The 24,381-nt window shown below is 66.6% G+C and carries 25 protein-coding genes; 5 read left to right on the top strand and 20 right to left on the bottom strand.

Annotated features, from left to right (window positions below; all coding sequences use genetic code 11):
- Nucleotides 1-189 precede the first annotated feature (189 nt).
- Complete coding sequence (hemB, locus tag ACW2Q0_RS15660; RefSeq protein WP_457190662.1) at nt 190-1,167, bottom strand: porphobilinogen synthase; 978 nt, start codon at nt 1,165-1,167, stop codon at nt 190-192.
- Between the two features lie 263 nt (nt 1,168-1,430).
- Here hemB and ACW2Q0_RS15655 point away from each other — a divergent pair, with 263 nt between their 5' ends.
- The gene (locus tag ACW2Q0_RS15655; protein WP_457190660.1) at nt 1,431-2,255 is read left to right on the top strand and encodes a tetratricopeptide repeat protein; all 825 of its coding nucleotides are present in this window, start codon (nt 1,431-1,433) and stop codon (nt 2,253-2,255) included.
- Between the two features lie 248 nt (nt 2,256-2,503).
- Entirely contained in the window at nt 2,504-2,782 is a 279-nt protein-coding gene (locus ACW2Q0_RS15650) for a hypothetical protein (protein ID WP_062983719.1), read from the top strand.
- Between the two features lie 108 nt (nt 2,783-2,890).
- On the opposite strand, the gene ACW2Q0_RS15645 is transcribed toward ACW2Q0_RS15650, so the two are convergent.
- From ACW2Q0_RS15645 to ACW2Q0_RS15625, 5 genes are all read right to left on the bottom strand, one after another.
- Nucleotides 2,891-4,453 carry a uroporphyrinogen-III synthase gene (locus tag ACW2Q0_RS15645; protein WP_457190657.1) on the bottom strand — a complete coding sequence of 521 codons (1,563 nt, stop codon included), beginning with the start codon at nt 4,451-4,453 and terminating at the stop codon, nt 2,891-2,893.
- A 73-nt stretch (nt 4,454-4,526) separates the two neighbouring features.
- Entirely contained in the window at nt 4,527-5,561 is a 1,035-nt protein-coding gene (hemC, locus tag ACW2Q0_RS15640) for a hydroxymethylbilane synthase (RefSeq protein WP_457190654.1), read from the bottom strand.
- Nucleotides 5,558-6,994, bottom strand: a complete 1,437-nt coding sequence (locus ACW2Q0_RS15635) for a glutamyl-tRNA reductase (RefSeq protein WP_457190652.1) — start codon at nt 6,992-6,994, stop codon at nt 5,558-5,560. Before ACW2Q0_RS15635 ends, hemC begins: the two co-directional genes overlap by 4 nt.
- The gene (locus ACW2Q0_RS15630) at nt 6,991-7,815 is read right to left on the bottom strand and encodes a redox-sensing transcriptional repressor Rex (protein WP_457190650.1); all 825 of its coding nucleotides are present in this window, start codon (nt 7,813-7,815) and stop codon (nt 6,991-6,993) included. Before ACW2Q0_RS15630 ends, ACW2Q0_RS15635 begins: the two co-directional genes overlap by 4 nt.
- Before the next feature lie 250 nt (nt 7,816-8,065).
- Nucleotides 8,066-8,326, bottom strand: coding sequence for a glutaredoxin family protein (locus ACW2Q0_RS15625; protein WP_457190648.1), 261 nt, complete (start codon nt 8,324-8,326; stop codon nt 8,066-8,068).
- Between the two features lie 129 nt (nt 8,327-8,455).
- On the opposite strand from ACW2Q0_RS15625, the gene ACW2Q0_RS15620 reads away from it, so the two are divergent.
- A complete protein-coding gene (locus ACW2Q0_RS15620) occupies nt 8,456-9,466 on the top strand; it encodes an HAD family hydrolase (RefSeq protein WP_457190646.1) in 1,011 nt (336 codons plus the stop codon).
- Here ACW2Q0_RS15620 and ACW2Q0_RS15615 read toward each other — a convergent pair.
- The 9 genes from ACW2Q0_RS15615 to ACW2Q0_RS15575 form a co-directional block, all read right to left on the bottom strand.
- Nucleotides 9,463-10,494 carry a lysophospholipid acyltransferase family protein gene (locus ACW2Q0_RS15615; RefSeq protein ID WP_457190644.1) on the bottom strand — a complete coding sequence of 344 codons (1,032 nt, stop codon included), beginning with the start codon at nt 10,492-10,494 and terminating at the stop codon, nt 9,463-9,465. The two genes, ACW2Q0_RS15620 and ACW2Q0_RS15615, sit on opposite strands and share 4 nt — an antisense overlap.
- The gene (locus ACW2Q0_RS15610; RefSeq protein WP_457190882.1) at nt 10,487-11,521 is read right to left on the bottom strand and encodes an NAD-dependent epimerase/dehydratase family protein; all 1,035 of its coding nucleotides are present in this window, start codon (nt 11,519-11,521) and stop codon (nt 10,487-10,489) included. The genes ACW2Q0_RS15615 and ACW2Q0_RS15610 overlap by 8 nt, the downstream gene beginning before the upstream one ends.
- 285 nt (nt 11,522-11,806) lie before the next feature.
- Nucleotides 11,807-11,908 (bottom strand): 30S ribosomal protein bS22, encoded by a 102-nt coding sequence (locus ACW2Q0_RS15605; RefSeq protein WP_003402602.1) that lies wholly within the window; start codon nt 11,906-11,908, stop codon nt 11,807-11,809.
- Nucleotides 11,909-12,076: 168 nt separating this feature from the next.
- The gene (locus ACW2Q0_RS15600; RefSeq protein WP_457190642.1) at nt 12,077-12,367 is read right to left on the bottom strand and encodes a helix-turn-helix domain-containing protein; all 291 of its coding nucleotides are present in this window, start codon (nt 12,365-12,367) and stop codon (nt 12,077-12,079) included.
- A 206-nt stretch (nt 12,368-12,573) separates the two neighbouring features.
- Nucleotides 12,574-13,410 carry a pyrroline-5-carboxylate reductase gene (gene proC / locus ACW2Q0_RS15595; protein ID WP_457190640.1) on the bottom strand — a complete coding sequence of 279 codons (837 nt, stop codon included), beginning with the start codon at nt 13,408-13,410 and terminating at the stop codon, nt 12,574-12,576.
- Between the two features lie 55 nt (nt 13,411-13,465).
- Nucleotides 13,466-14,350: a thioesterase family protein gene (locus ACW2Q0_RS15590; protein ID WP_457190638.1), complete on the bottom strand. Its 885-nt coding sequence runs from the start codon at nt 14,348-14,350 to the stop codon at nt 13,466-13,468.
- A gap of 109 nt (nt 14,351-14,459) precedes the next feature.
- The gene (locus tag ACW2Q0_RS15585) at nt 14,460-15,380 is read right to left on the bottom strand and encodes a sugar phosphate isomerase/epimerase family protein (protein ID WP_457190880.1); all 921 of its coding nucleotides are present in this window, start codon (nt 15,378-15,380) and stop codon (nt 14,460-14,462) included.
- Nucleotides 15,381-15,465: 85 nt separating this feature from the next.
- Nucleotides 15,466-17,169 carry a hypothetical protein gene (locus tag ACW2Q0_RS15580; protein ID WP_457190636.1) on the bottom strand — a complete coding sequence of 568 codons (1,704 nt, stop codon included), beginning with the start codon at nt 17,167-17,169 and terminating at the stop codon, nt 15,466-15,468.
- Nucleotides 17,166-18,197, bottom strand: coding sequence for a Ppx/GppA phosphatase family protein (locus ACW2Q0_RS15575; protein WP_457190634.1), 1,032 nt, complete (start codon nt 18,195-18,197; stop codon nt 17,166-17,168). The genes ACW2Q0_RS15580 and ACW2Q0_RS15575 overlap by 4 nt, the downstream gene beginning before the upstream one ends.
- Nucleotides 18,198-18,360: 163 nt before the next feature.
- On the opposite strand from ACW2Q0_RS15575, the gene ACW2Q0_RS15570 reads away from it, so the two are divergent.
- Both ACW2Q0_RS15570 and ACW2Q0_RS15565 read left to right on the top strand, forming a co-directional pair.
- Entirely contained in the window at nt 18,361-19,224 is an 864-nt protein-coding gene (locus ACW2Q0_RS15570) for a hypothetical protein (RefSeq protein ID WP_457190632.1), read from the top strand.
- Nucleotides 19,225-19,360: 136 nt separating this feature from the next.
- On the top strand, nt 19,361-19,693 hold the full coding sequence (locus tag ACW2Q0_RS15565; protein WP_457190630.1) for a hypothetical protein: 333 nt from the start codon (nt 19,361-19,363) through the stop codon (nt 19,691-19,693).
- A gap of 191 nt (nt 19,694-19,884) precedes the next feature.
- Here the strand turns inward: ACW2Q0_RS15565 and ACW2Q0_RS15560 are convergent, their stop codons facing one another.
- The 5 genes from ACW2Q0_RS15560 to ACW2Q0_RS15540 form a co-directional block, all read right to left on the bottom strand.
- Complete coding sequence (locus ACW2Q0_RS15560; protein WP_062983697.1) at nt 19,885-20,574, bottom strand: response regulator transcription factor; 690 nt, start codon at nt 20,572-20,574, stop codon at nt 19,885-19,887.
- Nucleotides 20,571-21,806: a sensor histidine kinase gene (locus ACW2Q0_RS15555; RefSeq protein WP_457190627.1), complete on the bottom strand. Its 1,236-nt coding sequence runs from the start codon at nt 21,804-21,806 to the stop codon at nt 20,571-20,573. The genes ACW2Q0_RS15560 and ACW2Q0_RS15555 overlap by 4 nt, the downstream gene beginning before the upstream one ends.
- Before the next feature lie 94 nt (nt 21,807-21,900).
- Nucleotides 21,901-22,098: a hypothetical protein gene (locus ACW2Q0_RS15550; RefSeq protein ID WP_457190626.1), complete on the bottom strand. Its 198-nt coding sequence runs from the start codon at nt 22,096-22,098 to the stop codon at nt 21,901-21,903.
- A 445-nt stretch (nt 22,099-22,543) separates the two neighbouring features.
- Nucleotides 22,544-23,281: a phosphoglyceromutase gene (locus ACW2Q0_RS15545; protein WP_457190625.1), complete on the bottom strand. Its 738-nt coding sequence runs from the start codon at nt 23,279-23,281 to the stop codon at nt 22,544-22,546.
- A 51-nt stretch (nt 23,282-23,332) separates the two neighbouring features.
- Nucleotides 23,333-24,238: an ROK family protein gene (locus tag ACW2Q0_RS15540; protein ID WP_457190623.1), complete on the bottom strand. Its 906-nt coding sequence runs from the start codon at nt 24,236-24,238 to the stop codon at nt 23,333-23,335.
- Nucleotides 24,239-24,381 lie beyond the last annotated feature (143 nt).

Genomic DNA, 24,381 nt, shown 5'->3' with positions numbered 1-24,381 from the left:
GCGCGGGCGAGCTCGGTGCCGGAGTATCCGAGGCATGCGGATTCGACCCGCTCGACTCACGATTCGGCGCATTCGAATCGCTGGACTCGGAGCCGGATGACTGCGGTGTGGTGGGATCCGGGCTCGACGAATCCGACTCGACCGACTTCGGATTGCCGGACTCCGAACCCTTGGGTCTGAGTGGATTCGTCACGACAGCCAGTGCGCGGCCTCGGTCGCCCAGTAGGTGAGCACCATATCCGCGCCGGCCCGGCGGATGCCGATCAGTGATTCCAGGATGGCGGCGCGGCGGTCGATCCAGCCGCGCTGGGCGGCGGCGGTGATCATCGCGTATTCGCCCGAGATCTGATAGGCGGCCACCGGCACCGTCGATTGGTCGGCGACATCGCGCAGAATGTCCAGGTACGACATCGCGGGCTTGACCATCACGATATCGGCGCCCTCGGCCAGATCCAGTCGCAGTTCCCGAATGGCCTCGCGGCGGTTCGCCGGATCCTGCTGGTAGCTACGCCGATCCCCTTCCAGCGAGGAGGCGACCGCCTCGCGGAACGGACCGTAGAACGCCGAGGCGTACTTCGCCGCGTAGGCGAGGATGCCGGTATCGGTGCGCCCGACCGCGTCCAAGCCGCGCCGGATCGCGCCGACCTGGCCGTCCATCATGCCGCTGGTACCGAGCAGATCCGCACCGGCCTCGGCCTGAGTGAGGGCCATCTCCACGTAGCGGTGCAGCGTGGCGTCGTTATCGACGGCACCGTCCGCGGACAACACGCCGCAGTGCCCGTGATCGGTGAATTCGTCCAGACAGGTATCGGCCATGACCACGGTCGAACCGCCGACCTCGTCCGCGAGCGCGCGCAGCCCCCGGTTGAGAATGCCGTCGGGATCGCTGGCCTTGCTGCCGGTGGGGTCCTTGTCTTCGGGCAGCGGCACGCCGAAGAGCATGAGCCCACCCACACCCGAGGTGACAGCGTCGACCGCCGCCTTGCGCAGCGAATCCATCGAATGCTGTAGCACGCCGGGCATGGAGCCGATTTCGCGTGGCTCGTCCAGCCCGTCGGCTACGAACATCGGCAGCACCAATTGCCGTGGTTCCAGAGTTGTCTCGGCCACGAGACGACGCAGGGCGGGGGTACGGCGCAACCGCCGCGGGCGGTCCAATCCGGTCATGAAACGCACCATACGCTCGGTTCGAATGCGCGTCACAAGCGGCGGGTGCGCCGACCGATCAGCGGGCCGGGAAGCCGAGCGGCATCTGTTCCCTCGCCATCCCTGTTAAGGCTGCCTCGAGGATTCGATAAGCCCGGTGCGCGACACTGCGGGCCACCCGGCAGTCGCCGGCGATCTACCAGCCGCTCGAAGAGTGCGGAAATTGTGGGTGCGAGGGGGCGGATGATGGTGGGGAGTGGCCGGTCTTGTTCCAGGAGTACGCGATGACCGAATTCGCGATGCCACCGCGGCGACGCACCGATTGGGAGGGCCTGCGCAGGCTGGCGCGTGGCGGGGACCCGGGCGTGATCGTGCAGTTGGCGCAGCGGTTAGCCGAGGCGGGTGAAACCGCCGAGGCCGAGCAGTGGTTCCGCCGTGCCGCCGCCCAAGGCAGCGGACCGGCCATGGCTGGCCTCGGCGCATTACTCGCCGCGGATGGTCGGATCTCGGATGCGATTCGATGGCTGGAGTTCGCGGTCGCCGCCGGCTGTCCGGGTGCGGATCAGCAGTTGGGGACGTTGTATCTGGAGCGCGGAAATCTCGACGCCGCCGAACTGTGGTTCCTGCCCGCAGCCGAGGACGGGCTGCCGGAGGCACTGTGCAATATGGGCGTTGTCGCGAGTCGCCGCGGTGTCGATAATGAGGCACGGCATTGGTACGAGCGGGCGGTGCGCGCCGGAAGTCCAACGGCCATGCGCACTCTCGGGGTCCATCTGGCACGCGAGGGTGACATCGCGCAGGCGATCACGCTGCTCACCGAGGCGGTCCGGCGCGGCCGCGACGACGCCATGGCCGTACTCGGCGCGATCTTCCTCGACCACGGCGACTGGGTCGAGGGTGAGCGGTGGTTGCGCCGCGGCGCCGCGACAGGCGATGCCGATTCCATGTTCCAGCTTGCGCGATTCCTGCGCGAACAATCCGCGCACCCGGACAACTCGGCTGCGGCCGACGCGGCAATAGCCCAGGCGTACAAGGACGCCCGCTATTGGCTCGAGCGCGCCGCCACCCTACGCCATCCCCAAGCGCTCGACCTCCTCCACCAACTCTGAACAAACACCCGACCGACGGATCAGCCGAGCGGACCACCAGTTCCACAGCCGGACACCCGGTCTCACAGCGGCGCACCCGTTTCACGACAGGGCACCGTTTGCCCCGAGTGCCCGAGTCACCGTGTGGTTGTCCGGAACCGCCGAAAGGCCTTGTGGGCAGGCGTTTTTGTCGGTGGGCAGGAGTAAAATCGAAGGCGTGTTCGAAGGGAATCGCGCCAGATTCCCGATTGCGACGGGAGGACGCCACCGTGCCCAATACCGCACCGAAGTCGAAGGTCATCGATCGGCCCTATGTTCCGCTGCAGAAACGGCCGCTGCCCGCCGGGCGGCCGCGCAAGTGGTACATCTCGCACAATCGGCGACTCAAGGCGATGCGGCTGACGATCGCTCTGCTGGACTCCGGCATATATCTGCCGAGCCAGGCCAGTAACGAAAGGATCCGGCGCACAGCCGAACTCATCGATATCCGCCCGCCGTCCGACACCACCTGCCGCTTGGTGCGGACCCTGATGCGCTACAGCCGCTGATCAACGGGGCTCGACAGCTGCGGCGGCTCCGGTTGTGCGGCGGGGCCGACGCTAGCGACTACTCGCAGGTCGCTCGAAATAGCCCGCCCTCGCCGCCCAACCGGATAGCTAACGGCTGCGGCGGCTCTTCTTGCGTGGCGGAGGCAGCAGCCCCTCGGCACGCAGGCGAGCCGCATGCTCGGCCAATGCCTCGACCAGCGGGCCGACCTGGGCGACCTCCGGCTGCACGTCCACGCGCAGGCCGAATTCGATAGCCGTCTCGGCGGTCTTCGGACCGATGCACGCAACGATGGTGCGCGCGTGCGGTTTACCCGCGATACCGACCAGATTGCGGACCGTGGAGGATGAGGTGAACAGGACCGCGTCGAAACCACCGGTCTTGATCATCTCGCGAGTCTCGGCCGGTGGCGGCGAAGCACGCACCGTGCGGTAGGCCGTCACGTCGTCGATTTCCCAGCCGCGGTCGCGCAGACCCTCGGCCAGAGTCTCGGTAGCAATGTCCGCGCGCGGCAACAGGACTCGGTTCACCGGGTCGAAAACGTCGTCATAGGGCGGAAAGTCGGCGAGCAGACCCTCGGAGGACTGTTCACCGCTCGGCACCAACTCCGGATTGATGCCGAACGAGCGCACCTTATCCGCGGTGGCCTCGCCGACACAGGCGATCTTCACACCGGAGAAAGCCCGAGCGTCCAGACCGAATTCGGCGAACTTCTCCCAGACGGCGCGCACGGCATTGGTGGAGGTGAACACCACCCATTGGTAGCGGCCGTCGACCAGCCCCTTGACCGCGCGCTCCATCTGCGCCGGACTGCGCGGCGGCTCGACCGCGATGGTCGGCACCTCCATCGGAATGGCGCCGTGGGTGACCAACCGCTCGCTCATCTCGGCGGCCTGATCCTTGGTGCGCGGCACCAGCACGGTCCAGCCATACAGCGCCCGCGACTCCCACCACGACATCTTCGACCGCTGCGCGACCACCTTGCCGATGGTCACCACCAGCGGGCCGACCAATTCGGACGCCGCACTGTTGAGCGTAGCCAGGGTGGCCTCGATGGTGCGCTGCTGGCGGGTGGTGCCACGCACCGTCACCGCAACCGGAGTCTGCGGTGCCATACCGTGTTCGACCAGCGCACTCGCGGTTTCGGCGAGGTGGCCCGAGGTCGCCGACAGCACCAGCGGGCCGGGCGCGGCGGCCAGTGCGGCCCAGTCGACCTCACCGCGCACATCGGCCTCGGTGTGGCCGGAGCCGAGCGCGATACCGGCGAAACTCGGCACCGCGGAACCGTTGGGCAGCCCCGGCAGCACCTCGAAGACCATATGCGAGCGCGTCACCGCATTGACCTCCGCGATCACCGAATCGGTGGTCAGCGGATCACCCGCGACCACCCGGACCACGTCGTGCCCACCGCGGGCCTCGGCGATCAGGGTCTTGGCCACCTCGGCGGGGTCGCCGAGCGCGGGCCGCACGTCCACCGGACGCTCACCGTCCTCGCCCGGCTCGACCGCGATACCGATCAGGGCGAGCACGCCCTTGTCGACATCGGGATCGGTGAATGCCAATGTCGCCCGCCTCAGCACCTCGCGCGCACGCACTGTCAGCAGTGCGGCGTCGCCGGGCCCGGACCCGACGAACAGGATCCGACCTGGATGCTTCTTGGTTACACGACTCATGCCCGCACCTCGCTAACGCTCGGCACAGACATCGCCGAAGGCGCTGTGCTGTTGATTCGCTCGCTGCGCTCGCTCATTGGCTGTTCTCCGTTGGGCTGGAATTGGAAAAGTCAGTGGGCGGGTTAACCGCTGCTTCCGGTGTGCTGAGCAATTCGCGGGCGCCCAGATCGAGCAGTTCGCGGGCCAACTCGCGGCCGAGCTCCGCTGCGCGCTCGGGCGCACCGACCACGGAGGCTCGCAATACATCGGATCCGTCGATGGCCGCCGCGCAACCGCGCAGCGACAGTTCATCGACAATTCTGCCGTCATCGTCAAGCGATTCGACGACCTCGGCGATCGCGCCGATCGGCGCGGTGCAACCGGCCTCCAGTTCGGCCAGCAGCGACCGTTCGGCGATCACAGACGCGCGGGTCGCGGCGTCGTCGAGTTCGGTCAGTGCCTCGCGCAATTCGGTGTCATCGCTACGGCACTCGATCGCCAACGCACCCTGTGCGGGCGCGGGCAACATCTGCACCGGCTCCAACGCCTCGGTGACCGCGTCGAGCCGACCGATTCTGGCCAGTCCCGCCCTAGCCACCACGACCGCGTCCATCTCCCCCTCGCTGACCTTCCGCAGCCGGGTGTCGAGATTGCCGCGCAGCGGGACGATCTCCAGACCGAGCCCGAGCGCGCGCAATTGGGCCGCGCGGCGCGGTGCCGAGGTGCCGACCTTGGCACCGGGGGGCAGCTCACCGAGCACCAGACCGTCGCGCGCCACCAGTGCATCGCGCGGATCCTCGCGGGACGGGATGGCGGCGATGGTGAAACGGGGATCCTGTGCGGTCGGTAGGTCTTTGTACGAATGCACCGCGATATCGATATTTCCGGCGGCCAGTTCGTCGCGTAATGCCGAGGTGAAGACGCCGACACCGATCTGCTGCACCGGATCCGCGGACAGGTCACCCGCGGTCTTGACGATCACCAGCTCCGCCTCGTGTCCGGCCGCGATCAGGGTGTCGCGGATGGTGCTCGCCTGGGTGCGGGCGAGCAAACTGCCTCTGGTACCGATCCGCCACGGCACGCGAATGCTGCCTGCGGTCACATTTTCCTCTTCCTGCACAGCTGTCATGCCGTATGCCCCTGTTCTTCGCCGCGGTGTCCGGCGGTGAAGTCGTCGGCCAGTGCGATCTCGCCGTCGCCGACGAAGCGATTCGCGGTGTGCTCGTCGGCGATCGGACTGATCTCCATCGGGGTCGCGACCGCTTGCGCCGCACCGGGTCTGAGCTCGAACAGTTCGCGCAGTGCCTCGGCGTAGGTATCGCCGCCCGGGGTGGAGGCCAGCTGCTTGACCCGCACGGTCGGCGCGTGCAGCAACTTGTCGACCACGCGACGCACCGTGCGCGCCACCTCGTCACGCTCCGGATCCGCCAGTCCGGGCAGCCGGGAATCCAGGCGCAGCAATTCGGCCTCGACCACATCAGCCGCGCGCTGCCGTAGCGCGGCTACGGTTGGGGTGACCTCCGCCATGCGCTGGCCCGCAAGGTATTTCGCGAGTTCGTCCGCGACGATCGAGCGTGCGGCCGCGGTGTCATCGGCGGCCGCACCGGCCGCCGGATCGCGCTGCAATGTCTCGATATCGATGACGGTGACACCGGGCAGTCCGGCGACGGCGTGTTCGACATCGCGTGGCAGCCCGAGATCGCAGAACACCAACGGCCGTTCCACCGCGCTGGCACGCTCACGTTCGGCGAGTGCGCGATGGGTATCGGCCAGCGTCACCACCGCGCCGACCGCGCCGGTACAGGTGATGACGACATCCGCGACCGCCATCGCCTCGGTCAGCCGCGACAATTCCATCGACTCAGCCGCGACACCATGACTGCGCGCGGTCGCGGCGAGCCGCTTGGCGCGGGCCGGTGTGCGATTCACCACGAGGATGCGGCCGATGCCCGCACGCGACAGATGCGCCACCGCGAGCCCACCCATCGCCCCGGCACCGAGCACCACGGCGGTCTGTCCGGCGAGTGGGCCGAGCATCTGCTGCGACCGATCCAGCGCCACCGAAACCACCGACGCACCGGCCCGGTCGATACCGGTCTCCGAATGCACTCGCTTACCGACGCGCAGTGCGTGCTGCGCGAGTTCGTGCAGGGTCCGCCCGACCGCCTGCTGCGCATCGGCGGAGGCGTAAGCGCCGCGGATCTGGCTGAGCACCTGCTGCTCGCCGACCACCATCGAATCCAGGCCGCTGGCCACTGCGAACAAATGTTCGGCGGCGGCCTCGCTGTAGCGCACGTAGGCGTGCTTGGTCAGATCCGGCATCGGCAGCCCGGAATGTTTGGTCAGCAGTTCACCGACCTCGGCGAGACCGCCGTGGAAGGCGTCCACCACCGCGTAGACCTCGACGCGATTGCAGGTCGAGACGATCATCGCCTCGGACACATGGCTGGAAGTGAGCATTCGATCGATCAGTTTCGGCCGGTCCGCGTCGGTGATCGCGACCTTCTCCAGAATGGAGACGGGGGCGCTGCGATGCGAGATCCCGACTAAAAGAATGCTCATGGTGTAACCACCGATCCCTTGCTGGATGGCTCCGTTGCCGAATGCGAGGTCGTCGAGTGCTTGAGCGCCGGATGTCCGGCAGCGGTGTGCGCGGGCACGCGGTGGGCGATTCGGCCGGCGGAAACCGCGTGCGCGACCTCGGGCAGCGGCGGCGCATTGCGCGCGGTCTCGAACGACAGCATCTGCAGTTCGACCGCCAGATCGACCCGGCGCACCTCCACCGTCTCCGGTGCGCTCAGCTCACAGGGGGCAAAACTCAGAATCGATTGCAAACCGGAGGCGACCAGCAGATCGCAGACGTTCTGGGCCGCGTCATCGGGCACGGCGAGCACCGCGATGGTCGGCTTCAGCACCTCGATGGCCGGGGCCAGGTCGGCGACATCGCGCACCATCAGACCGGCGACGGACAGGCCGATCACCTCGGGGTGGTTGTCGAATATGCCGACCACCGTGAAACCGCGCCGCTGGAACCCGCCGTAGCCCACGAGGGCCCGGCCCAGATTTCCGGCGCCGACCAGTACCACTCGATGCCCCTGGGACAGCCCGAGTACATCCTCGATCCTGGTGCGCAGCTTGGCCACGTCATAGCCGACACCCCGAACACCGTTGGGGCCCAGGAAGGAAAGGTCCTTGCGTAACTTGGCCGAATTGACACCCGCCGCGACAGCCAGTTCCTCACTCGATACGATGGCAACACCGTCGTCGGCCAACATGGCGAGGACCCGGAGATAGGTGGCCAGCCGCGCCACCGTGGCCTGCGGGATGTCCTTCTGCAGAGCCCTGCCGGAGACGCCGTTCGGCGCCTCATGCTGCTCTGTCACGTCGTCGGCTCCTCGTTCCGGCCTCCGGCGAGGTCCGGTCGTCGTTCGATCTCGGGCCCGGGGCGGTCCGGTGCCATGGTCGAAGTATTCGGAATGCTGGGTTCGTTACGCGGTGGATCCGCAGCCTCGGCATGCGGGTCGCGTGCCACCACCGTAACCGCTTGTGCAGCCCTTCACAAAGTCGGTGAATTTGACCTCATTTTCCGCCGCGACCAGCAGCGCGGCCGAATCGGGCCGGATCAGCAATCTCTCAGCGAGTCAAGTCGGCCCGCAATCGGGGCTCGTCGACCTCGAAATAGCTGTGCTCACGACCGTCCAAAAGCACGACGGGAAGCCGGTCACCGTACTCCGCGCGCAGGCCAGGGTCGATTCCGGCGGCTTCGTCGACGTCGACGGTCGCCGGTTCGATATCGAAATCGGCGCAGATCGCCTCGAGTCGCTCGAGTGCGATAACACACAGCCCGCAGCCCGACCTCGTCAGCAGCGTCACCGAATGTGTGGGATTGGTCATGACCGATATTAAATCCCCTCGCCACGCTCCGATCGGAGCGCGCAGTAGTGCCTGCACTGTCACAGTGGACAGCTAATGTGGTTGTGGTTCGCGCGACGGGCGGAGGTACTGGTGCCGGAACGATCGAAGGTGGCAAGGGCAGGTTTCATCGCGGGACGATTCGGTGAGTTTCCGGTGCGGTGGAATCAGGGTCGACTCGGCCAGGGTCTGCAGGACCAGCTCGCGCGCATCTCTCGCAGCCCCTTCGGCCCGAGCGAGGAAGAGCTGCGGGCCAATCTGGCCGGTGAGGCCAGCGCCGAGGCGGCGCTGTCGCTGCACGATGCCGAACTCGCCGAAGCCGATGTCGAGGCGACCGGCCCTGAGGTGCCGCGGGATCTGACCGCCGCCGCGTTCTTCGATGTCGACAACACCATGGTGCAGGGTGCGTCGATCGTGCATTTCGCCCGCGGCTTGGCCGCGCGCAAATACTTCAAGACCTCCGATCTGGTGGATGTCGCCTGGAAACAGGTGAAGTTCCGGGTCACCGGCAAGGAGAACAGCACCGATATGGCGGCGGGCCGAGAGAAGGCACTGGCGTTCATCGCCGGTCGCCCGACCGCCGAGCTGGCCGCGCTCGGCGAGGAGATCTACGACGAGATCATCGCCGACAAGATCTGGCCCGGCACAAGGGCTTTGGCGCAGATGCACCTGGATGCGGGTCAGCAGGTGTGGCTGGTGACCGCGACCCCGGTCGAGCTGGCACAGGTCATCGCGAAGCGGCTCGGACTGACCGGTGCGCTCGGCACGGTCGCCGAGAGCGTCGACGGCAAGTTCACCGGACGACTGGTCGGCGACATCCTGCACGGACTCGGTAAAGCGCATGCGGTGCGCACGCTGGCGATCCGGGAAGGCCTGAACCTCAAGCGTTGTACGGCCTACTCCGACAGCCACAACGATGTACCGATGCTGTCGCTGGTCGGGACCGCGGTGGCGATCAATCCGGATTCGGACCTACGCGAGGTGGCGAAGAATCGCGGCTGGGAGATCCGTGATTTCCGCACCGGACGCAAGGCCGCCAAGATCGGCGTGCCGACGGCGCTAGTACTCGGCGCCGCCGGCGGCGCGGTCGCCGCGGCGGTCACCCGACGCCGCGAACACTAGCCCGTGAACGGGTTGCGGCGCTTGGTGAGCAGTTTGTAGAGGGTCTGCTGAATGGTTTCGCGGACCTGGTCGGTGACCTCGAACATGGTCATCGGATCGTCCGCGTCCTCGGCCTCGTAGCCGGTGGTCGCGATCGGCTCGCCGAATTCGATGTACCACTTCGACGGCAGCGGCAGCGCACCGAGCAGACCCAGATGCGGGAACAGCGGCGTCACCGGGAAGTACGGCACATTGAGCAGCCGGGCGAGCGGCTTGATATCGGCCAGCTTCGGATAGATCTCCTCCGAGCCGACGATCGAGCACGGGATGATCGGCGTGCCGGTGCGCACCGCCGCCGCGACGAATCCACCGCGGCCGAACCGCTGCAGCTTGTAGCGGTCGGTGAACTGCTTACCGACGCCCTTGAAACCCTCAGGGAAGACACCGGTCAATTCGCCCGCGCGTAAAAGCCTTTCGGCATCCGGACGGCAGGCCATGGTGTGCCCGGCCTTGCGGGCGAGCGCACCGAGCATCGGCATTTCGAAGATGAGATCGGCGGCCAGCAGGCGTAGTGCGCGTTCCTTCGGATGGCGATCATGGATCGCCAGTTGCAGCATCAGCCCGTCGAGCGGGATGGTGCCCGCATGGTTGGCGACGATCAGCGCACCGCCGGCCTCCGGAATGTTCTCGATCCCATTGACCTGCACCCGGAACCAATAATCCGAGAGCGGCCGCAGCGCGGGCAGGATCAGCGATTCGAGCAGATGTTCGTCGAAACCGAACTCGTCGACCTGATAGTCCCCGGTGAGCCGACGGCGCGCGAAATCCGCGGTGGTGCGGATCTGCTTGCCGATAGCGTCGCGCAGCATATCCGTCACCGAACGCGGCGCCGGAGGTTCGGCGGCTGCGAGACGTTCGGTCAGCGAGGTCACCACCTGGCTCGGCGTGTGCTCGCCGGTCAGCGGTTCCGGCCAGCGCCGCTGCGTGGTCCGCTGGCGCGTTTCGACATTCAGATCGTGGAGTTGGATGACTTTGGCTACGTCATTCATGTATGTGCTCCCGTACCGGCCCCAAGAGGCCGAGCAGTTTATGTTCTGCGGCATCGATCCAGGCTGGATCGATGACGGGCCGCGACGCTGCGCCCCCGATGAAGTCGTCGAATGCCTGCACCGTTGTCCAGCGCGGGACAAACCCGAGTTCGGTGCGCATCCGGGTGGTGTCGAGACCACAGCCGAAATGGAAATAGTCGATCTGTTCACTGGTGAAATCCCGCATGATCGGGCCCATGAGCGCGCGGCCCGCGGTGCGGAACACCAGCCACGGGATCGGCAGCTCGATCCGGCCTGCCCGTCGGATGGCCTGCGACAACGCCAGTGCACCGTCCCCGGCGATGTTGTAAGTGCCGCCAGGTGCCTGCCGGGCCGCGTGCGCCATCACGGCGATGGCGTCCTCCTCGTGCAGCAACTGCAGCCGGGGATCGCGACCCAAGACGGTCGGCGCGACCGGTGAACGCAGATACTGCACACCGCGTCCGGCCAATCGCGGACCGACAATCGGCGCCAAACGCAAAATCGAAGCGGCGATATCGGGACGTCGCCGCGCGAGTCCGCGCACGAATCCTTCGATTTCGATCATGTCGCTAGCAAACCAACCGCTCGGTGGGGTTCGCGCACTCATTTCTTCGGTGAATTTCGCGGGATCCTTCGCGCTACATCCGTACACTGCCGATGTCGAACGCACCACCACGCGCCGCACCGAAGGCGATTTCTGACATACCGCGAGCAGCTGCATCGCGCCGAGGACATTGAGGTCCTTCATCACCGCCCGGCCGCCACCAGCCGGTGGATGCGTGACCATCGCGGAGTGTACGACCGTATCGACCTCATTGCCACTGATCACCTTGCGGATCAAGGGATTTCGAATATCGGCGCGCACGAATTCGGCGCGTCCCATGCGCCGTTGCAAGTCGCGACTGGGGGTCATGGTGTCGACGGCCAGGATGCGTTCGATGTTCTGGTCCTGGGCCAAACGCGCGATCACGTTGCCGCCGAAGAATCGGCTGGCACCGGTCACCATTACCACCTTGGGTGTATGTCCATCCCGAATCTCAGAACCCACCGCACCGGATCCCAACTGTGACAGCCCCCCAATTCCATTTGCTGCGGTACCAGAGTAACCGGTCGACTCCGATACGCAGAGAGTATTAACCAGGTTCTAACGACGACTTCAGCCATCTGATACATGAGCAAATTTCAAAATTCGCTGTTTCAAAAAGAAAGGCCCGCCACCAATCGGTGACGGGCCCTCCAGTTGACGCGCTGCCCCTTTCGAGCGACCTGCAAGCAGTCGCTGCGGCCGGACTTACTTGCCGAGTTTGCGCCGCTGAACGCGCGTGCGGCGAAGCAGCTTGCGGTGCTTCTTCTTCGACATGCGCTTGCGGCGCTTCTTGATCACAGAACCCATAGGGTCGTCCTCGCGTTCTCTCTACTCGGCGCGCACGCCAATCACGTACGCCTATTTCAGCGTCCGCGCCGCCAGCTGGCACCGGACACCACAAAGCGGTGCCGCCGGCAGGCGCACACGAACCGAGGGTTCATCCTACCGGGACACCGGCAACCTGATGAAACCGCCTCATCCAGCGTCGAAGTAGGACGTCTCCAGGTAGTCGTGCACCGCCTTGGCGTGCACACGGAACGAACGACCGACGCGCACGGCGGGTAACTCACCCGAGTGCACCAACCGATAGACCGTCATCTTGGACACTCGCATAAGGCTCGCAACCTCGGCGACCGTGAGGAACTGAGTACCTCCACCGAGCACCGATTGCGACGGAGCCGCCGAACCGCCTTGGGTTCGGGAACCGGCCCGGCCACCCGATTGTCCGGAACTTCCTGGCGACGTCCCCGAACTATTCGCAGACATCTTGTTAGACATCATCGCACCACTGACCTCCGGCACGTCCGCGCCGCCGGCTTCCCCACCGGCGGAACAGACACGCACGTGCTCCTTGAAGCTTAGCGGGACCTGTGGGATTACTGCGACGGGTGTGAGAAATCAGGTTTACATGCAGGGAACCGACCGGTCACCCCATAGATGCGCGGTGTTCGATCATCGCCCGCTCAGGACGATCAGGACGCGCTGCCGCCCGCACCGTCGTGCGCGCCCTGTTCAGCGGATCGATGCTTCGCAGCGTGCAAAGCCTCGAGGAAGGCCGAGCGCACCCCGCCGCGCTCCAATTCCCGCACCGCGGCTGCGGTCGTGCCCGCCGGCGAGGTCACGGCGGCGCGCAATTCGACGGCGGTCTGGCCGGTGCTCTCCAGCAGGGCGGCCGAGCCGACCATGGTCTGCACCACGAGTTCGGTGGCGACGTCGCGGGTCAGACCGAGCCCGACACCGGCATCGATCATGGCCTCGACCACCAGGAAGAAGTACGCGGGTCCCGAACCCGAGACCGCGGTCACCGCGTCCATCTGCGCCTCGGTCACCGTCGCCACCTTGCCGACCGCGCCGAGCAACTCGGTCACCTCGGCCAACTGTTCCGAGCGGGCGTAGCGGCCCGGTGCCAGCACACTCATGCCCTGGCCGACCAGCATCGGGGTATTCGGCATCACCCGCACCACGGGGAAGCCGGCAGGCAGCTTGTTCTCCAGCCGCGCCGTCGGCACACCCGCCGCCAGCGACACCAGGATCTGATCGCGGTCGGCGTCGAGTTCGGCCTTGCCGAGCTGAGTCAGGACCGTATCCACGTCACTCGGCTTGACCGCGATGACCAGAACATCCGCGCCGACGATCGCGTCCGCGATCGAATCGGTGACCCGCACGCCGAACCTGTCGCCGATGAGTTCGGCCCGATCGGCATGGGTCTCTACGACAACCAGATCCTTCACCGCGCGTCCGGATTCGAGCAATCCGGCGATCAACGCCTCCCCGATGCGACCGCCACCGATCACCGCAACTCTCGTCATGGGCCTAAGGCTAGTCGCGCGACCATATCGGCTCGGCGCTGGGGAACAGCCGGACCTATGGCTGCTGCGGCACCAGCGCGAGCTGACGGCTCTGCGCGACGACGGCGCCGGTGGAGTCGAGAATGAGCTGGTCCTCGTCGAACATACGCTCGCCGACCTCATGGCTGGTCGCGACGATCCGCATCCAGCCCGGGGCCGGACGGCGGCGCAGATAGGTGGTCATCTGAACCGTCGGGGCCCAACCGAAGTGGCCGAGGTTCACCGTGACGGGCGGGCTCATATCAGCGGACATGATCGCGAAGTACATGGCGATATCGGGATCCTGCCGATCGCCGTCGAATGGGCGCATCCAAAGGCGCAGGCGCGGTTCACCTTTCGCGCCGTCGAGGAATCGGGCCGACTCCCGGTCGATGAACAGTTCGACCCCTTGCGTCATATGGACGAGCTCGCCGATTGACGAATCCCGGTAACCGACGGCATCGGCGGGCGGTTCGACCGGCATATCACCGTGCGCGGGTGCGTAGATCGGATCGGCATCGTCGAGATGACCGAAGGTGAACGCGGTGTGCACCAGCGTGCGCCCGCTCTGGATCAGGTTCACATCGACCAGGCAGATCTGGCGGCCGATCTTGCGGATGTGCACCTCGTATTCGACCTCACCCGGTTCGGGTGCGCCCAGGAAGTCCGAGCTCGCCGCGATCGGTGCCATGGCGACCAGGGCCGGATCGGATGCGCGCAACCAGCGGGTAGCCGCGGCGGCGCTGGTCGCGACCATGGTGCCGCCGTGCACCTTCGGGCCGATGGTCCAGATCTTATCGATGATGCCCAGGTAGCGACCGGTATCCGGGGTGGCGGACAACAGTTCGGTCAGCTTGCACACCCGGCTGAAGGGTGCGTTTGTCGTGATGGCCTGCTCGGTTTCAGCGGTCAACTCCGGCATCGTCACTCCTGTCGTCGGTCGGCCGCGTCGGCGGGACACAGCGTTCGTGCAGCCTAGAACGAAGCGATTCGCGGTCGGAATTCCCCTCTGTCGCCAGATCGGTGCGACGTCACACCTGGTTGGCGTGCGTGGGTGCCGGAGCGGGTGTGCTGAGGTGGGTTCTAGCGAAGTCCAGTGTGCGGTTCAGCATGCCCGCGCGGTCCTGGGCGGTGCGCGCGTTCTGGGTATTGATCTCGGCGATCGCGTGGCCGGCGAAACCGGAACGCAGCAGCGCCGCGCACAACTCGACACAGGGCTGGGTGCCCTCGCCCGGGACCAGATGCTCATCGTGCGCCGCACCGCGGCCGTCGGCGAGATGCAGATGCGCAAGGCCCAGGCCCATCCGCGCGGCAAGGGCCAGCGGATCGGCACCGGCGGTCGCGGTATGTGAGAGATCGAGAGTGTAGTGCTGGAATCCGGTATCGGTCGGATCGTAGGACGGGCTGAACGCGGTGAGACCGGGACCGGGTCCGCCGCGACGCTCCAGTCGCTTCACCGCCCCGCTCTTGCGACCGAAGAGGGTGTCCGCGCGCATGGGGAACATATTCTCCACCGCCACGATGACGTGGCTGTGCTCCTCCAACTCGGCCACCTGATCGGCGAAGCCCTGCGCATACCTACGCTGCCAGCGGAATGGTGGATGTACCACCACGGTGCCGGCGCCGAGCGCCTCGGCGGTGCGCACACTGCGCTCGAGTTTGGCCACCGGATCCGAACCCCACACCCGCTGCGAGATCAGCAGGCACGGTGCGTGGATCGCCAGGATCGGCACACCGTATTTGCGGGAATAGGCCTGAACCGCGGCGATGCTCTGGCTGGCCGGTTCGGCCCAGACCATCAATTCGATTCCGTCGTAACCGATTTCGGCCGCGTATCGAAAGGCCGACTCGGTGTTCTGCGGATATACCGAGGCCGTCGAGAGGCCGACGAGGATCTGCTGACCGGCGGATCCGCCGATCGGTGCATCAAGCGAATGGGGTTCGGTGCACACATCGAGATCGGGAGCGCGGCCTCTGGTCGCGCCCGCTGATCCGGTGTCGTCCGCCTGCCCGATGTTCCCCACAGTCGCTCCCTGCTCAGTTCGTACTGAGTAGAAAGGCTAGCGGTCCCAAGGTGACGAAGATGCCGACAACGACCGCTATCACCGTGCTGAGGATGTCATCGGTGCGCCGCAGTATGCGCACCAATGCCACCAGGCCCAGGATCACGATCATCGCCAGGCACAGCGCCACCCAGGGCAGCATTTCCCACATGCGCTCGAAGCCCTTGAACAGCAACATTCCGGCGACCGCCGCGCCGGTGCTCTGACCGCCGAGAATCATCCACTGTCGGCGATTGGCGTCATAGTCCGACCTGCGTGCGAAGCGCGAGCGCGCCCGTCTCGGGGACAGGCGGGAAGCGAAGGAGTGGTCCGAACCGACATCGTCGCCGTCGAAATCCTCGTCGTCGTCGAGGGCATCACCGGTCGGGAACGGTTCGTACACATCGGTTAGACCGTCGTACACCTCATCCGGCTCGGGACCGGTATCACGTTTCGATCGACCGCGCCGTCCCCACCCGTTGCGCTCGGCGACGCGGCTGTTCGCCCGCTCCGCCTCGGCGCGTTCGACTTCGTCACGCAGCAGGTCGCCCGCGACGGTCTGGCCCGAGACGAGCTGTTGATCCTGACTGGCCAGCGACCACGCGGCGGTGGGGATGCCCTCGGACTCGAGCGCGCTGTTCTTCGGCGGTACATGTCTGCGCGCCGACCAGGCTGGCAGAGCGCCTTCGACCGGACCGTCCCGGCGTGCGGATCTTCGCTGATCCGGCGGCTCGGGGTGGGCGCCGCGCTCGAGGCCCGGGCGTGCCGGACCATCCGGTAGCGGGGGCATCGGCGGCGCGGGCATCGGCGGCGGCGCGGATTCCTGGGCGAAGCCACTGGTGGACGGCGACCATCCCACTGTCGCGGGTCCGGCTTCGGCCGCCTCGGCTGCCTCCGCCGCCCGTCGCCGAGCGGCCCGACCGCCGGGTCTGGCGCCGTCCCGGTGCGGGTCGGGCGGCGTGTCCGCGCCGCGGCGACCGATGCCGTGGCCGAGTTCACGCAGCGCCGGTACGTCGGGAGTGTCTTGCTCCGGTTCGGCATACCGACGACGGCGGCCGGTGCGTCCGGAGTCGACTGCCGGGGCGGCATCGGCCAGCGGATCCCGCGTGTACGGATCGGGCGCCGGGGCGTACAGATCCGATATCGGCGCGGATAGCGGATCCGCGGGCGCGGCATATCGCGCCGAATCGGCGCCAGGCATTTCCCGCCCCGGCATGACCCGGCTCGACCAGCCCGGCGCGCCCTGCGGATCGGCGGGCGCCTCCGGGGCGGCGTACGCCGAGAGCGGGTCGTATGGGGTGATCGGCCCCGACATCGGCGAGTAGTTGGGTAATTCGGGCGTGGCGTCACGCGCTGGATCCGGTGCCGCGGACGACGCGGGTTCCGGCGCAGGCGTTTCGAAACCAGACGCATAGCCGCCGGACTGGAAACCGGAGGGTTGGTAACCCGACGCGTCGAACCCGTTGGATTCGGGCGCGGGTGGCTCGTAGGCCGGTTCGTCGTCGTCGGCGGGTGCGGCGTGCGCGGAATGGCCACCGCCGCCGACCGGAATGGCGGGCAGGTCACCGGTCAGCTCGGCCACCGAGATGCCGCGACCGCTGCGCCGCCGCCGTCCGCCACCACCGGACGATGCCGCGCCCTGCTGTCCGTTGCGTGCCAGCAGCTCGGCAACCGATAGCTGCTTGGAATCCTCACTCATGACGACACCGTTTCGATCGGGTCCGATAGACCGCCGCCGGGCACCGGCTTACCACTCGCGTCCACAACGGCACCCGGCAATGCCGTAGCCCGCGGTCCGCCGTTCATATCGGTATCCAGTTTGCGCAGGATGAGCCCTTCGCGCAGTGCCCACGGACAAATCTCCAGGGTATCCAGCGATAGTGCCCGCATACTCGCCTCCGCGACCAGCGCACCAGCCACCAATTGCTGTGACCGATCGGAACTTACGCCTTCCAATTCTGCACGGTCCGCCGCCGTCATTCTCGAGATGAAGGCAATCAGTTGGCGCAGACCTGAGCTGGTGAGTGTACGGCGCACGCGCAGTCCCGCCGAAGAGGGTGCCGCTCCGGTCAATCGGGAAAGGGAGCGAAATGTCTTCGAGGTGCCGACGGCGAGATCCGGTTTGCCGGCCTCCAGCAGCTGTCTCGTCGGTGCGACGAGTTCCGCGTCGAGCCAATCGCGCAGCACCGCGACGCGGCGCTTGCCCGGCGGATCCGAGCTCAGCCATTCTCTGGTCAATCTCCCAGCGCCGAGTTGCAGGGAGAGCGCGACATCGGGTTCCTCGTCGCCGCCGTTGGTCATTTCCAGCGAGCCGCCGCCGATGTCGAGATTGAGGATCCTGCCCGGGCTCCAGCCGTACCACCGCCGCACGGCGAGGAAGGTGAGCCGGGCCTCGTCGACACCAGAGAGAACCTGCAGTTCGACGCCCGTTTCGGTGCGAACCGTGGCGAGCACTTCATCGGAATTCGCGGCCTCACGCAGCGCCGAGGTCGCGAACGGCATCAGTTCGACGCACCCGGAGGTCTCGGCGATGCTGGCGAATTCGGCGACCGTCGCGATCAGCCGTTCGGCCCCCTGGACGGTGATCCGACCATCGGAGTCCATATTCTCCGATAGCCGGAGAGTGGCCTTCGTCGAGCTCATCGGCATCGGGTGACCACCGCGATGGGCGTCCACCACAAGCAGGTGGACGGTATTGCTTCCGACATCGAGTACCCCAAGCCGCACATGAATACGGTACTGGGTGATCCAGGCCTTCAGCCCAGGCGCCTGAACTGTTAGCGTCCTGAAGTGTGACCGTAGGCGCAGCAATGAGTGAGCGCAGCGAGCGAACCAGCAAGCACCGCGCGCAATCGCGCACGACGGAGCCGAGCACCAGCGAGGTGGAGTCGTGAGCGGCTCCAAGAGGCCCCGACCAGCGGGAAAGATCGATCCGGCGCCGGAGGTCGATCTCGATTTTCCCCGTGAATGGATCGAGTTCGTGGATCCCGCAAACGACGAGCATGTAATCGTCGCGGATTTGACCTGGCTGCTGTCGCGCTGGACGTGCGTCTTCGGAACTCCGGCCTGTCAGGGAATTCTCAGCGACCGCCCCGATGACGGCTGCTGCTCGCACGGAGCGTTCCTTTCCGACAAGGACGACCGCAAGCGCCTGACCAATGCTGTGAAAAAGCTCACACCGAGCGACTGGCAGCTGATGGACGAGGCGACCGACTCCGACGGCAAGATCACCAAGCAGGGCTATCTGGAGCTCGACGAGCTCGAGGACGAGCCCGCCCTGCGCACCCGGCGCTTCGATGGCGCCTGCATTTTCCTGAACCGTCCCGGCTTCGCGGGCGGCGTCGGCTGCGCGCTGCACACCATGGCGCTGCGCAAGGGCATCGAGCCGCTCGAGGTGAAGCCGGATGTGTGCTGGCAGCTGCCGATCCGACGCACCCAGGACTGGGTGGATCGCCCCGACGGCGTGCAGATCCTGAAGACCACTATCACCGAATACGACCGGCGCGGCTGGGGTCCCGGCGGCGAGGACCTCGACTGGTACTGCTCGGGCTCCCCCGACGCCCACGTCGGCACCCGCCCGGTGTGGCAGTCCTACGCTCCCGAACTGAAGGAGTTGCTGGGCATACCGGCCTATGAAGAGCTGGCCAGGCACTGCAAGCGGCGCGAGGGACTGGGCCTGATCGCGATCCATCCGGCGACCGTGCATGCCGACCGGATGAAATCCGACCAACCCATTGCCGATCAGTCGGCGTGAGATGTGCATAGGCGGGCTCGTCTGCGCTCGGCCGAGCGCAGACGCTAGCGACGAACTGCGTCCGGCGGCGCTCGAGCAGAGGTGATTCACCTCCCCGCCATGCGAGCTTCACTCAGATGCGGTTGGATGTGCGCTCATGTTGAAGAAAGCTCTGACCCTGACCGCTATCGCGCTCGGTACCACCGCCGCACTGACCGGTGCCGCGCATGCCGAACCCAATGGCGACCCGGCCAAATACGCTGATTTCACCGCCGACTTCCTGCCCGCCAACACCCCGGAGGCGATCAACGCTCAGGCGAACGGCAAGAACCTGATCATGAGCCCGTACGGCATCTCGCACACCATCGCCTGCCGTGGCACCAGCGCGGCCGACGTCTACGAATGCATGCAGGAAGACGATCTCGGCTGGATCACCCTGCACAAGCAGGACGTCCCCGGCCTCGGCCCCACCTGGGTCTACCTGCCCTGATCCGGATAAGCAGCAGCACCGAGGTTGTCGGGGCCTCGGTTGCTGCGAATCTTTTGCCTGCGTATCACCTGATTTCGCAAGCACACGGGCAAATCGCCGGGTAGGCCCGAGACCGGTGACCGTCACGACCGCCGGTCCGTGACGCGCGTCTTGCCTCGCCTACCCGATCGGCAAAATATTCGGGGCGGCGGTCAAGCCTCGAGCTTGTAGCCGAGGCCGCGTACGGTGACCAGGTGCTCCGGCTTGGCCGGATCACCCTCGATCTTCGAGCGCAACCGCTTGACGTGCACGTCGAGGGTCTTGGTGTCGCCGACGTAATCGGCACCCCAGACGCGGTCGATCAGCTGGCCGCGGGTCAGCACGCGGCCGGAATTGCGCAGCAGATATTCGAGCAGATCGAATTCCTTCAGCGGCAGGGTGACCTGCCTGCCGTTGACGTGCACGGTGTGGCGGTCGACATCCATCCGGACCGGTCCGGCCTCGAGCACATTGCTCTCATTGCCCCCGTCCAGTTCATCGCCCGCGCCGCGGCGCAGCACGGCCCGGATGCGGGCGATCAGTTCGCGGGCGGAGTACGGCTTGGTTACGTAGTCGTCGGCGCCGAGTTCCAGGCCGACCACCTTGTCGATTTCGCTGTCGCGTGCGGTGACCATGATCACCGGGACGCCACTGCGAGTGCGCAGCTGTTTACATACGTCGGTGCCGCTCATGCCGGGCAGCATGAGGTCGAGCAGTACGATATCGGCGCCGGAGCGGTCGAATTCGGCGAGCGCGGATGGTCCGTCACCGACGACGGTGACCTCGAAGCCCTCCTTGCGCAGCAGGAACGCGAGCGGATCGGCCAGCGACTCCTCATCTTCGACGATCAGAACACTCGTCATCTGCGTGCCTCCACACCATTCGGTCTGCCCGGCCCCATGGGGCGCGGGTGTATTTCTCTCATGCTCACCTCGACACCGTCGACCTCTTCTTCGCCGCCGGATTCATGGTGGGCAGGTATTCGCAGGGTGAACGTCGATCCGGTGCCGAGCTTGCTCCACAGGGTGATCTCACCGTTGTGATTGGCCGCCACATGCTTGACGATAGCCAGCCCGAGTCCGGTACCACCGGTGGCTCGCGCGCGTGCCTTATCGGATCGGAAGAAACGTTCGAACACCCGCTCCTGATCTTCCTTGGCGATGCCGATGCCGCGATCGGTCACGGCCATCGCGACGTGATCGCCGCGCAGAGAGCGGCTCACCGAAACGTGGGAGCCGGTGGGCGAGTACGCGATGGCGTTCTCCACCAGGTTCGACAGTGCGGTGACGAGCAGGGTTTCGTCGCCGAGCACCTCGAGTCCACTCGGGCGATCGGTGCTGACGGTGATCCCCGCGGCCTCGGCGGCGGTGCGAGAGCGATCGACCGCCTGCATGACCACGGTGTCGACGTCGACCACCTCGAGCTCGGGTAGCTTTTCGGCGCCCTGCAGTCGCGACAGCGCGATCAATTCGGTCACCATCTTGCCCAGGCGCCGGGATTCACCGAGTACGCGCTGACCGAAGTGCCGGACCGCCTCGGGATCGTCGGCCGATTCCAGCATGGCCTCGGCCAGTAGGCTCATCGCGCCGACGGGAGTCTTGAGTTCGTGGCTGACATTGGCGACGAAGTCCCGACGGGTGGCCTCCATGCGGGCCTGTTCGGAATCGTCGTCGGCGAACAGCACGGTGAAACTGGTCTCCTCGCGCGATAGCTGCCTGGCCACCCCGCGCACCGCGATCCGGCTGCGGCCGGGCATCGGGTTCTTCGCGGTGAGATCGAATTCGGCGGATTCGCCGGTGGCGAGCACCTTCTCCACCGCCGCCCAGGCGCGTTCGTCGAGTAGTCGGTTGCGGACCAGGCCCAGTTCTTCGGCGCGCGGGTTGACCAGCACCACATCGCGGTATTCATCGACGACGGCGATGCCGCTCTCGGAAGCGAGCACGATCAGGTCCAGCACCTGCGACATGGTCAGACCGGAATCCTCCTGGCTGCGGGCCGCCTGCCGGGCGTTCACGAACGGGATCAGTAGCCCGCCGACTGCCAAGCCGACGACAGACGCGAGGACTGCCAGCAGGACGGCCTGGGGAACACTCACACTTGAATCGTACGGTCGCCAACCGACAACCCAACTCGGGGTACGCGAAGTTTCGCGCAGGTCATAGGTACTTCCAGGCCCGTTAGCCGCTTGTTTACGCGCTGTTCTCGCGACGAAGTCCGGATCGTTTCACCCGTCCGAATCCGACATTGCCGCCCCACCGCGTCGCCATAGCGATCGGCCCATTCGCCGAGGCGCAGATCGGCATGAGCAGATCGCGTCCAGCGTCGGTGAATTCGTGTTCGACGCGGGGCGCGGCCTCGCCGTAGCGGTAGCGCCCGATGAGGGTCATGGACTCCATCCGGTGCGCCATAGACGCCATGGGGCGGGAACACCACCGGATCGACATGTTCGACCGTCATGACACCCGTTGCGGCATTCGCCGTGGACGACCAGTGTTCGGACCCGGTCCGAGCGTGCACGACCGCCCATACCCCGCGGATTCGAGCATGAATGCGCGAGAGGTGCACGCTCGGACCGGATACGGCTTACCAGCCCGGGCTTCCCCGCATCGGGATATTCACGAAACTCGGCCGATTCGGATCGGTTGCACGGGCTGTGGCTTCCGGCCTGTATCGATCAGTATCGACAGACCCTTGGGGAAGTTGCCCGCGCGCAGGCGGTGCCCCGGTGGCAGCAACGCCTCGGTGGCGGGCAGGGCGATATCAAGGGTCGTCTACTCCCCCCGCGCCGCGACCGAGTCCGGTCGCGACGCGTTGCCGTCTCGAGGTAGGTGCTTATTTGCCGCCCTGGCTGGCGACGGCCGCGGCACCCGCGGCGGCGGCCTCGGGGTCCAGGTATTCGCGCGGGCGCACCGGGCGCAAGTTCTCGTCCAGCTCGTAGCGCAGCGGAATGCCGGTAGGGATGTTCAGGCCCGCGATCTCGTCATCCGAGATCCGGTCCAGGTGCTTGACCAGGGCGCGCAGCGAATTGCCGTGCGCCGCAACGAGAATGGTCTTGCCCGAGAGCAGATCCTTGGAGATGGTCGACTCCCAGTACGGCACCATCCGGTTCACCACGTCGAGCAGGCATTCGGTCTTGGGGATATCGATGCCCTCGTAGCGCGGGTCGTTCTCCTGGCTGTACTCGTTGGCCACATCGATCGGCGGCGGCGGGGTGTCGTAGCTGCGCCGCCACAGCATGAACTGGTCGTCGCCGTACTGGTCGCGGACCTGCGCCTTGTTCTTGCCCTGCAGATCGCCGTAGTGGCGCTCGTTGAGGCGCCAGTCGCGCACGACCGGAATCCAATGCCGGTCGGCCGCGTCCAGCGCGATATTCGCGGTGCTGATCGCGCGACGCAGCAGCGAGGTGTAGACCATATCGGGCAAGATGCCATGTTCGGCCAGCAGTTCCCCGGCGCGCTTACCCTCGGCGATGCCCTTGTCGGTCAGGTGCACATCAACCCAGCCGGTGAAAAGGTTCAGGGCATTCCATTCGCTCTCGCCGTGGCGCAGCAACACGAGGGTGTACGTCATGCAGGCCATTCTGGCATGTGCGCGAACCGGCCTCGCATCCGTTCCCACTGCTCAGGAGATGACATCGGCCGTATCGTGGCCAGCGGCGAGCACGCCCGCGCCGACGAGGGTGGCGCCATTGGTGATTCGCGACGGCACCACCCGCAGCTCGCGGAGGAAGTCCAAGCCCGCGTGTCGGGTCAGTGCCGCGCGCAGCGGTTGCCAGAGCGGCTCGCCCGATTGCGCGAAGCCGCCGCCGATCACCACCCGATCGATATCCAGCGTCGCGGCCGCCGAGGCGATGGCCGCGCCCAGTGCGGTTCCCGCCCGGTGCAGTGCGGCCAATGCGATCTCATCGCCGAGGTGCGCGGCCTCGGCCAGGTCGGCGCCGGTCGCACCGCGCCAGCCCTGTTCGCGCGCCCAGCGCACCGACGACATGCCGCTGGCGATCGCCTCGACGCAGCCGATGCCGCCGCATTCACACGGCACATCCCAACCCGGCACCACGATGTGGCCGACGTGGCCGGCATTACCGGTACGCCCGAGCACCACCCTGCCGTCGGCGATGAAGCCGCCGCCGATGCCCGAGGAGACGGTCATGGCCAGGCCGTTCGGCATGCCGCGCAGCGCGCCGACATGATGTTCGGCCAGCGCGAGGCAGGCCCCGTCGATAGCGAATCGCACCGCTGCGGAAGGGAACAGCCGCTGTACCTCGGCCACGATCGGAAAGCCCGGCTTCCATTCCGGAATGTTCAGCGCCCTGGTGACACCGGTCCGCACATCGACCGGTCCGGCCGAACCTATCCCGATCGCCGAAACCGGTGTGCGACCGGCCACTTCCAGCAGCAGTTCGCGGCAGGCCGCCCACACCGACTCCCGAGGCACATCGACCCGGCGCACATCACGCACCTTCCGGCCCGCGTAGACCACCCCGGCGGCGAATTTCGTCGCGCCGATATCCAGAGCAAGAACCATCATCGCCGGGCGCCTCCTTGTACCTCGCCGACCACTACGAACAGTGCGCCACAGCGCGATTGTCGCTCGAGGGGGACCACACCGGCGCCCGATCGGCTATGCCGTCACCCAGCGACGGCCTGCCGGAGCCGGAATCGGGTCCGGCA

The organism is Nocardia citri, assembly GCF_054065835.1.
This window is presented reverse-complemented; position numbering and strand designations above follow the sequence as displayed.

Bases quoted from the DNA above. Each gene is read 5' to 3' on its own strand.
- ACW2Q0_RS15540 (WP_457190623.1), bottom strand. From the start codon at position 24,238: ATGATGGTTCTTGCTCTGGATATCGGCGCGACGAAATTCGCCGCCGGG.
- ACW2Q0_RS15645 (WP_457190657.1), bottom strand. From the start codon at position 4,453: ATGAGTCGTGTAACCAAGAAGCATCCAGGTCGGATCCTGTTCGTCGGG.
- ACW2Q0_RS15560 (WP_062983697.1), bottom strand. From the start codon at position 20,574: ATGACGAGTGTTCTGATCGTCGAAGATGAGGAGTCGCTGGCCGATCCG.
- ACW2Q0_RS15625 (WP_457190648.1), bottom strand. From the start codon at position 8,326: ATGACCAATCCCACACATTCGGTGACGCTGCTGACGAGGTCGGGCTGC.
- ACW2Q0_RS15635 (WP_457190652.1), bottom strand. From the start codon at position 6,994: ATGAGCATTCTTTTAGTCGGGATCTCGCATCGCAGCGCCCCCGTCTCC.
- ACW2Q0_RS15655 (WP_457190660.1), top strand. From the start codon at position 1,431: ATGACCGAATTCGCGATGCCACCGCGGCGACGCACCGATTGGGAGGGC.
- proC (WP_457190640.1), bottom strand. From the start codon at position 13,410: ATGACGAGAGTTGCGGTGATCGGTGGCGGTCGCATCGGGGAGGCGTTG.
- ACW2Q0_RS15610 (WP_457190882.1), bottom strand. From the start codon at position 11,521: ATGGTGACCGGTGCCAGCCGATTCTTCGGCGGCAACGTGATCGCGCGT.
- hemB (WP_457190662.1), bottom strand. From the start codon at position 1,167: ATGACCGGATTGGACCGCCCGCGGCGGTTGCGCCGTACCCCCGCCCTG.
- ACW2Q0_RS15565 (WP_457190630.1), top strand. From the start codon at position 19,361: ATGTTGAAGAAAGCTCTGACCCTGACCGCTATCGCGCTCGGTACCACC.
- ACW2Q0_RS15580 (WP_457190636.1), bottom strand. From the start codon at position 17,169: ATGAGTGAGGATTCCAAGCAGCTATCGGTTGCCGAGCTGCTGGCACGC.
- ACW2Q0_RS15590 (WP_457190638.1), bottom strand. From the start codon at position 14,350: ATGCCGGAGTTGACCGCTGAAACCGAGCAGGCCATCACGACAAACGCA.
- ACW2Q0_RS15545 (WP_457190625.1), bottom strand. From the start codon at position 23,281: ATGACGTACACCCTCGTGTTGCTGCGCCACGGCGAGAGCGAATGGAAT.
- ACW2Q0_RS15550 (WP_457190626.1), bottom strand. From the start codon at position 22,098: ATGACCCTCATCGGGCGCTACCGCTACGGCGAGGCCGCGCCCCGCGTC.
- ACW2Q0_RS15615 (WP_457190644.1), bottom strand. From the start codon at position 10,494: ATGAATGACGTAGCCAAAGTCATCCAACTCCACGATCTGAATGTCGAA.
- ACW2Q0_RS15600 (WP_457190642.1), bottom strand. From the start codon at position 12,367: ATGTCTGCGAATAGTTCGGGGACGTCGCCAGGAAGTTCCGGACAATCG.
- hemC (WP_457190654.1), bottom strand. From the start codon at position 5,561: ATGACAGCTGTGCAGGAAGAGGAAAATGTGACCGCAGGCAGCATTCGC.
- ACW2Q0_RS15605 (WP_003402602.1), bottom strand. From the start codon at position 11,908: ATGGGTTCTGTGATCAAGAAGCGCCGCAAGCGCATGTCGAAGAAGAAG.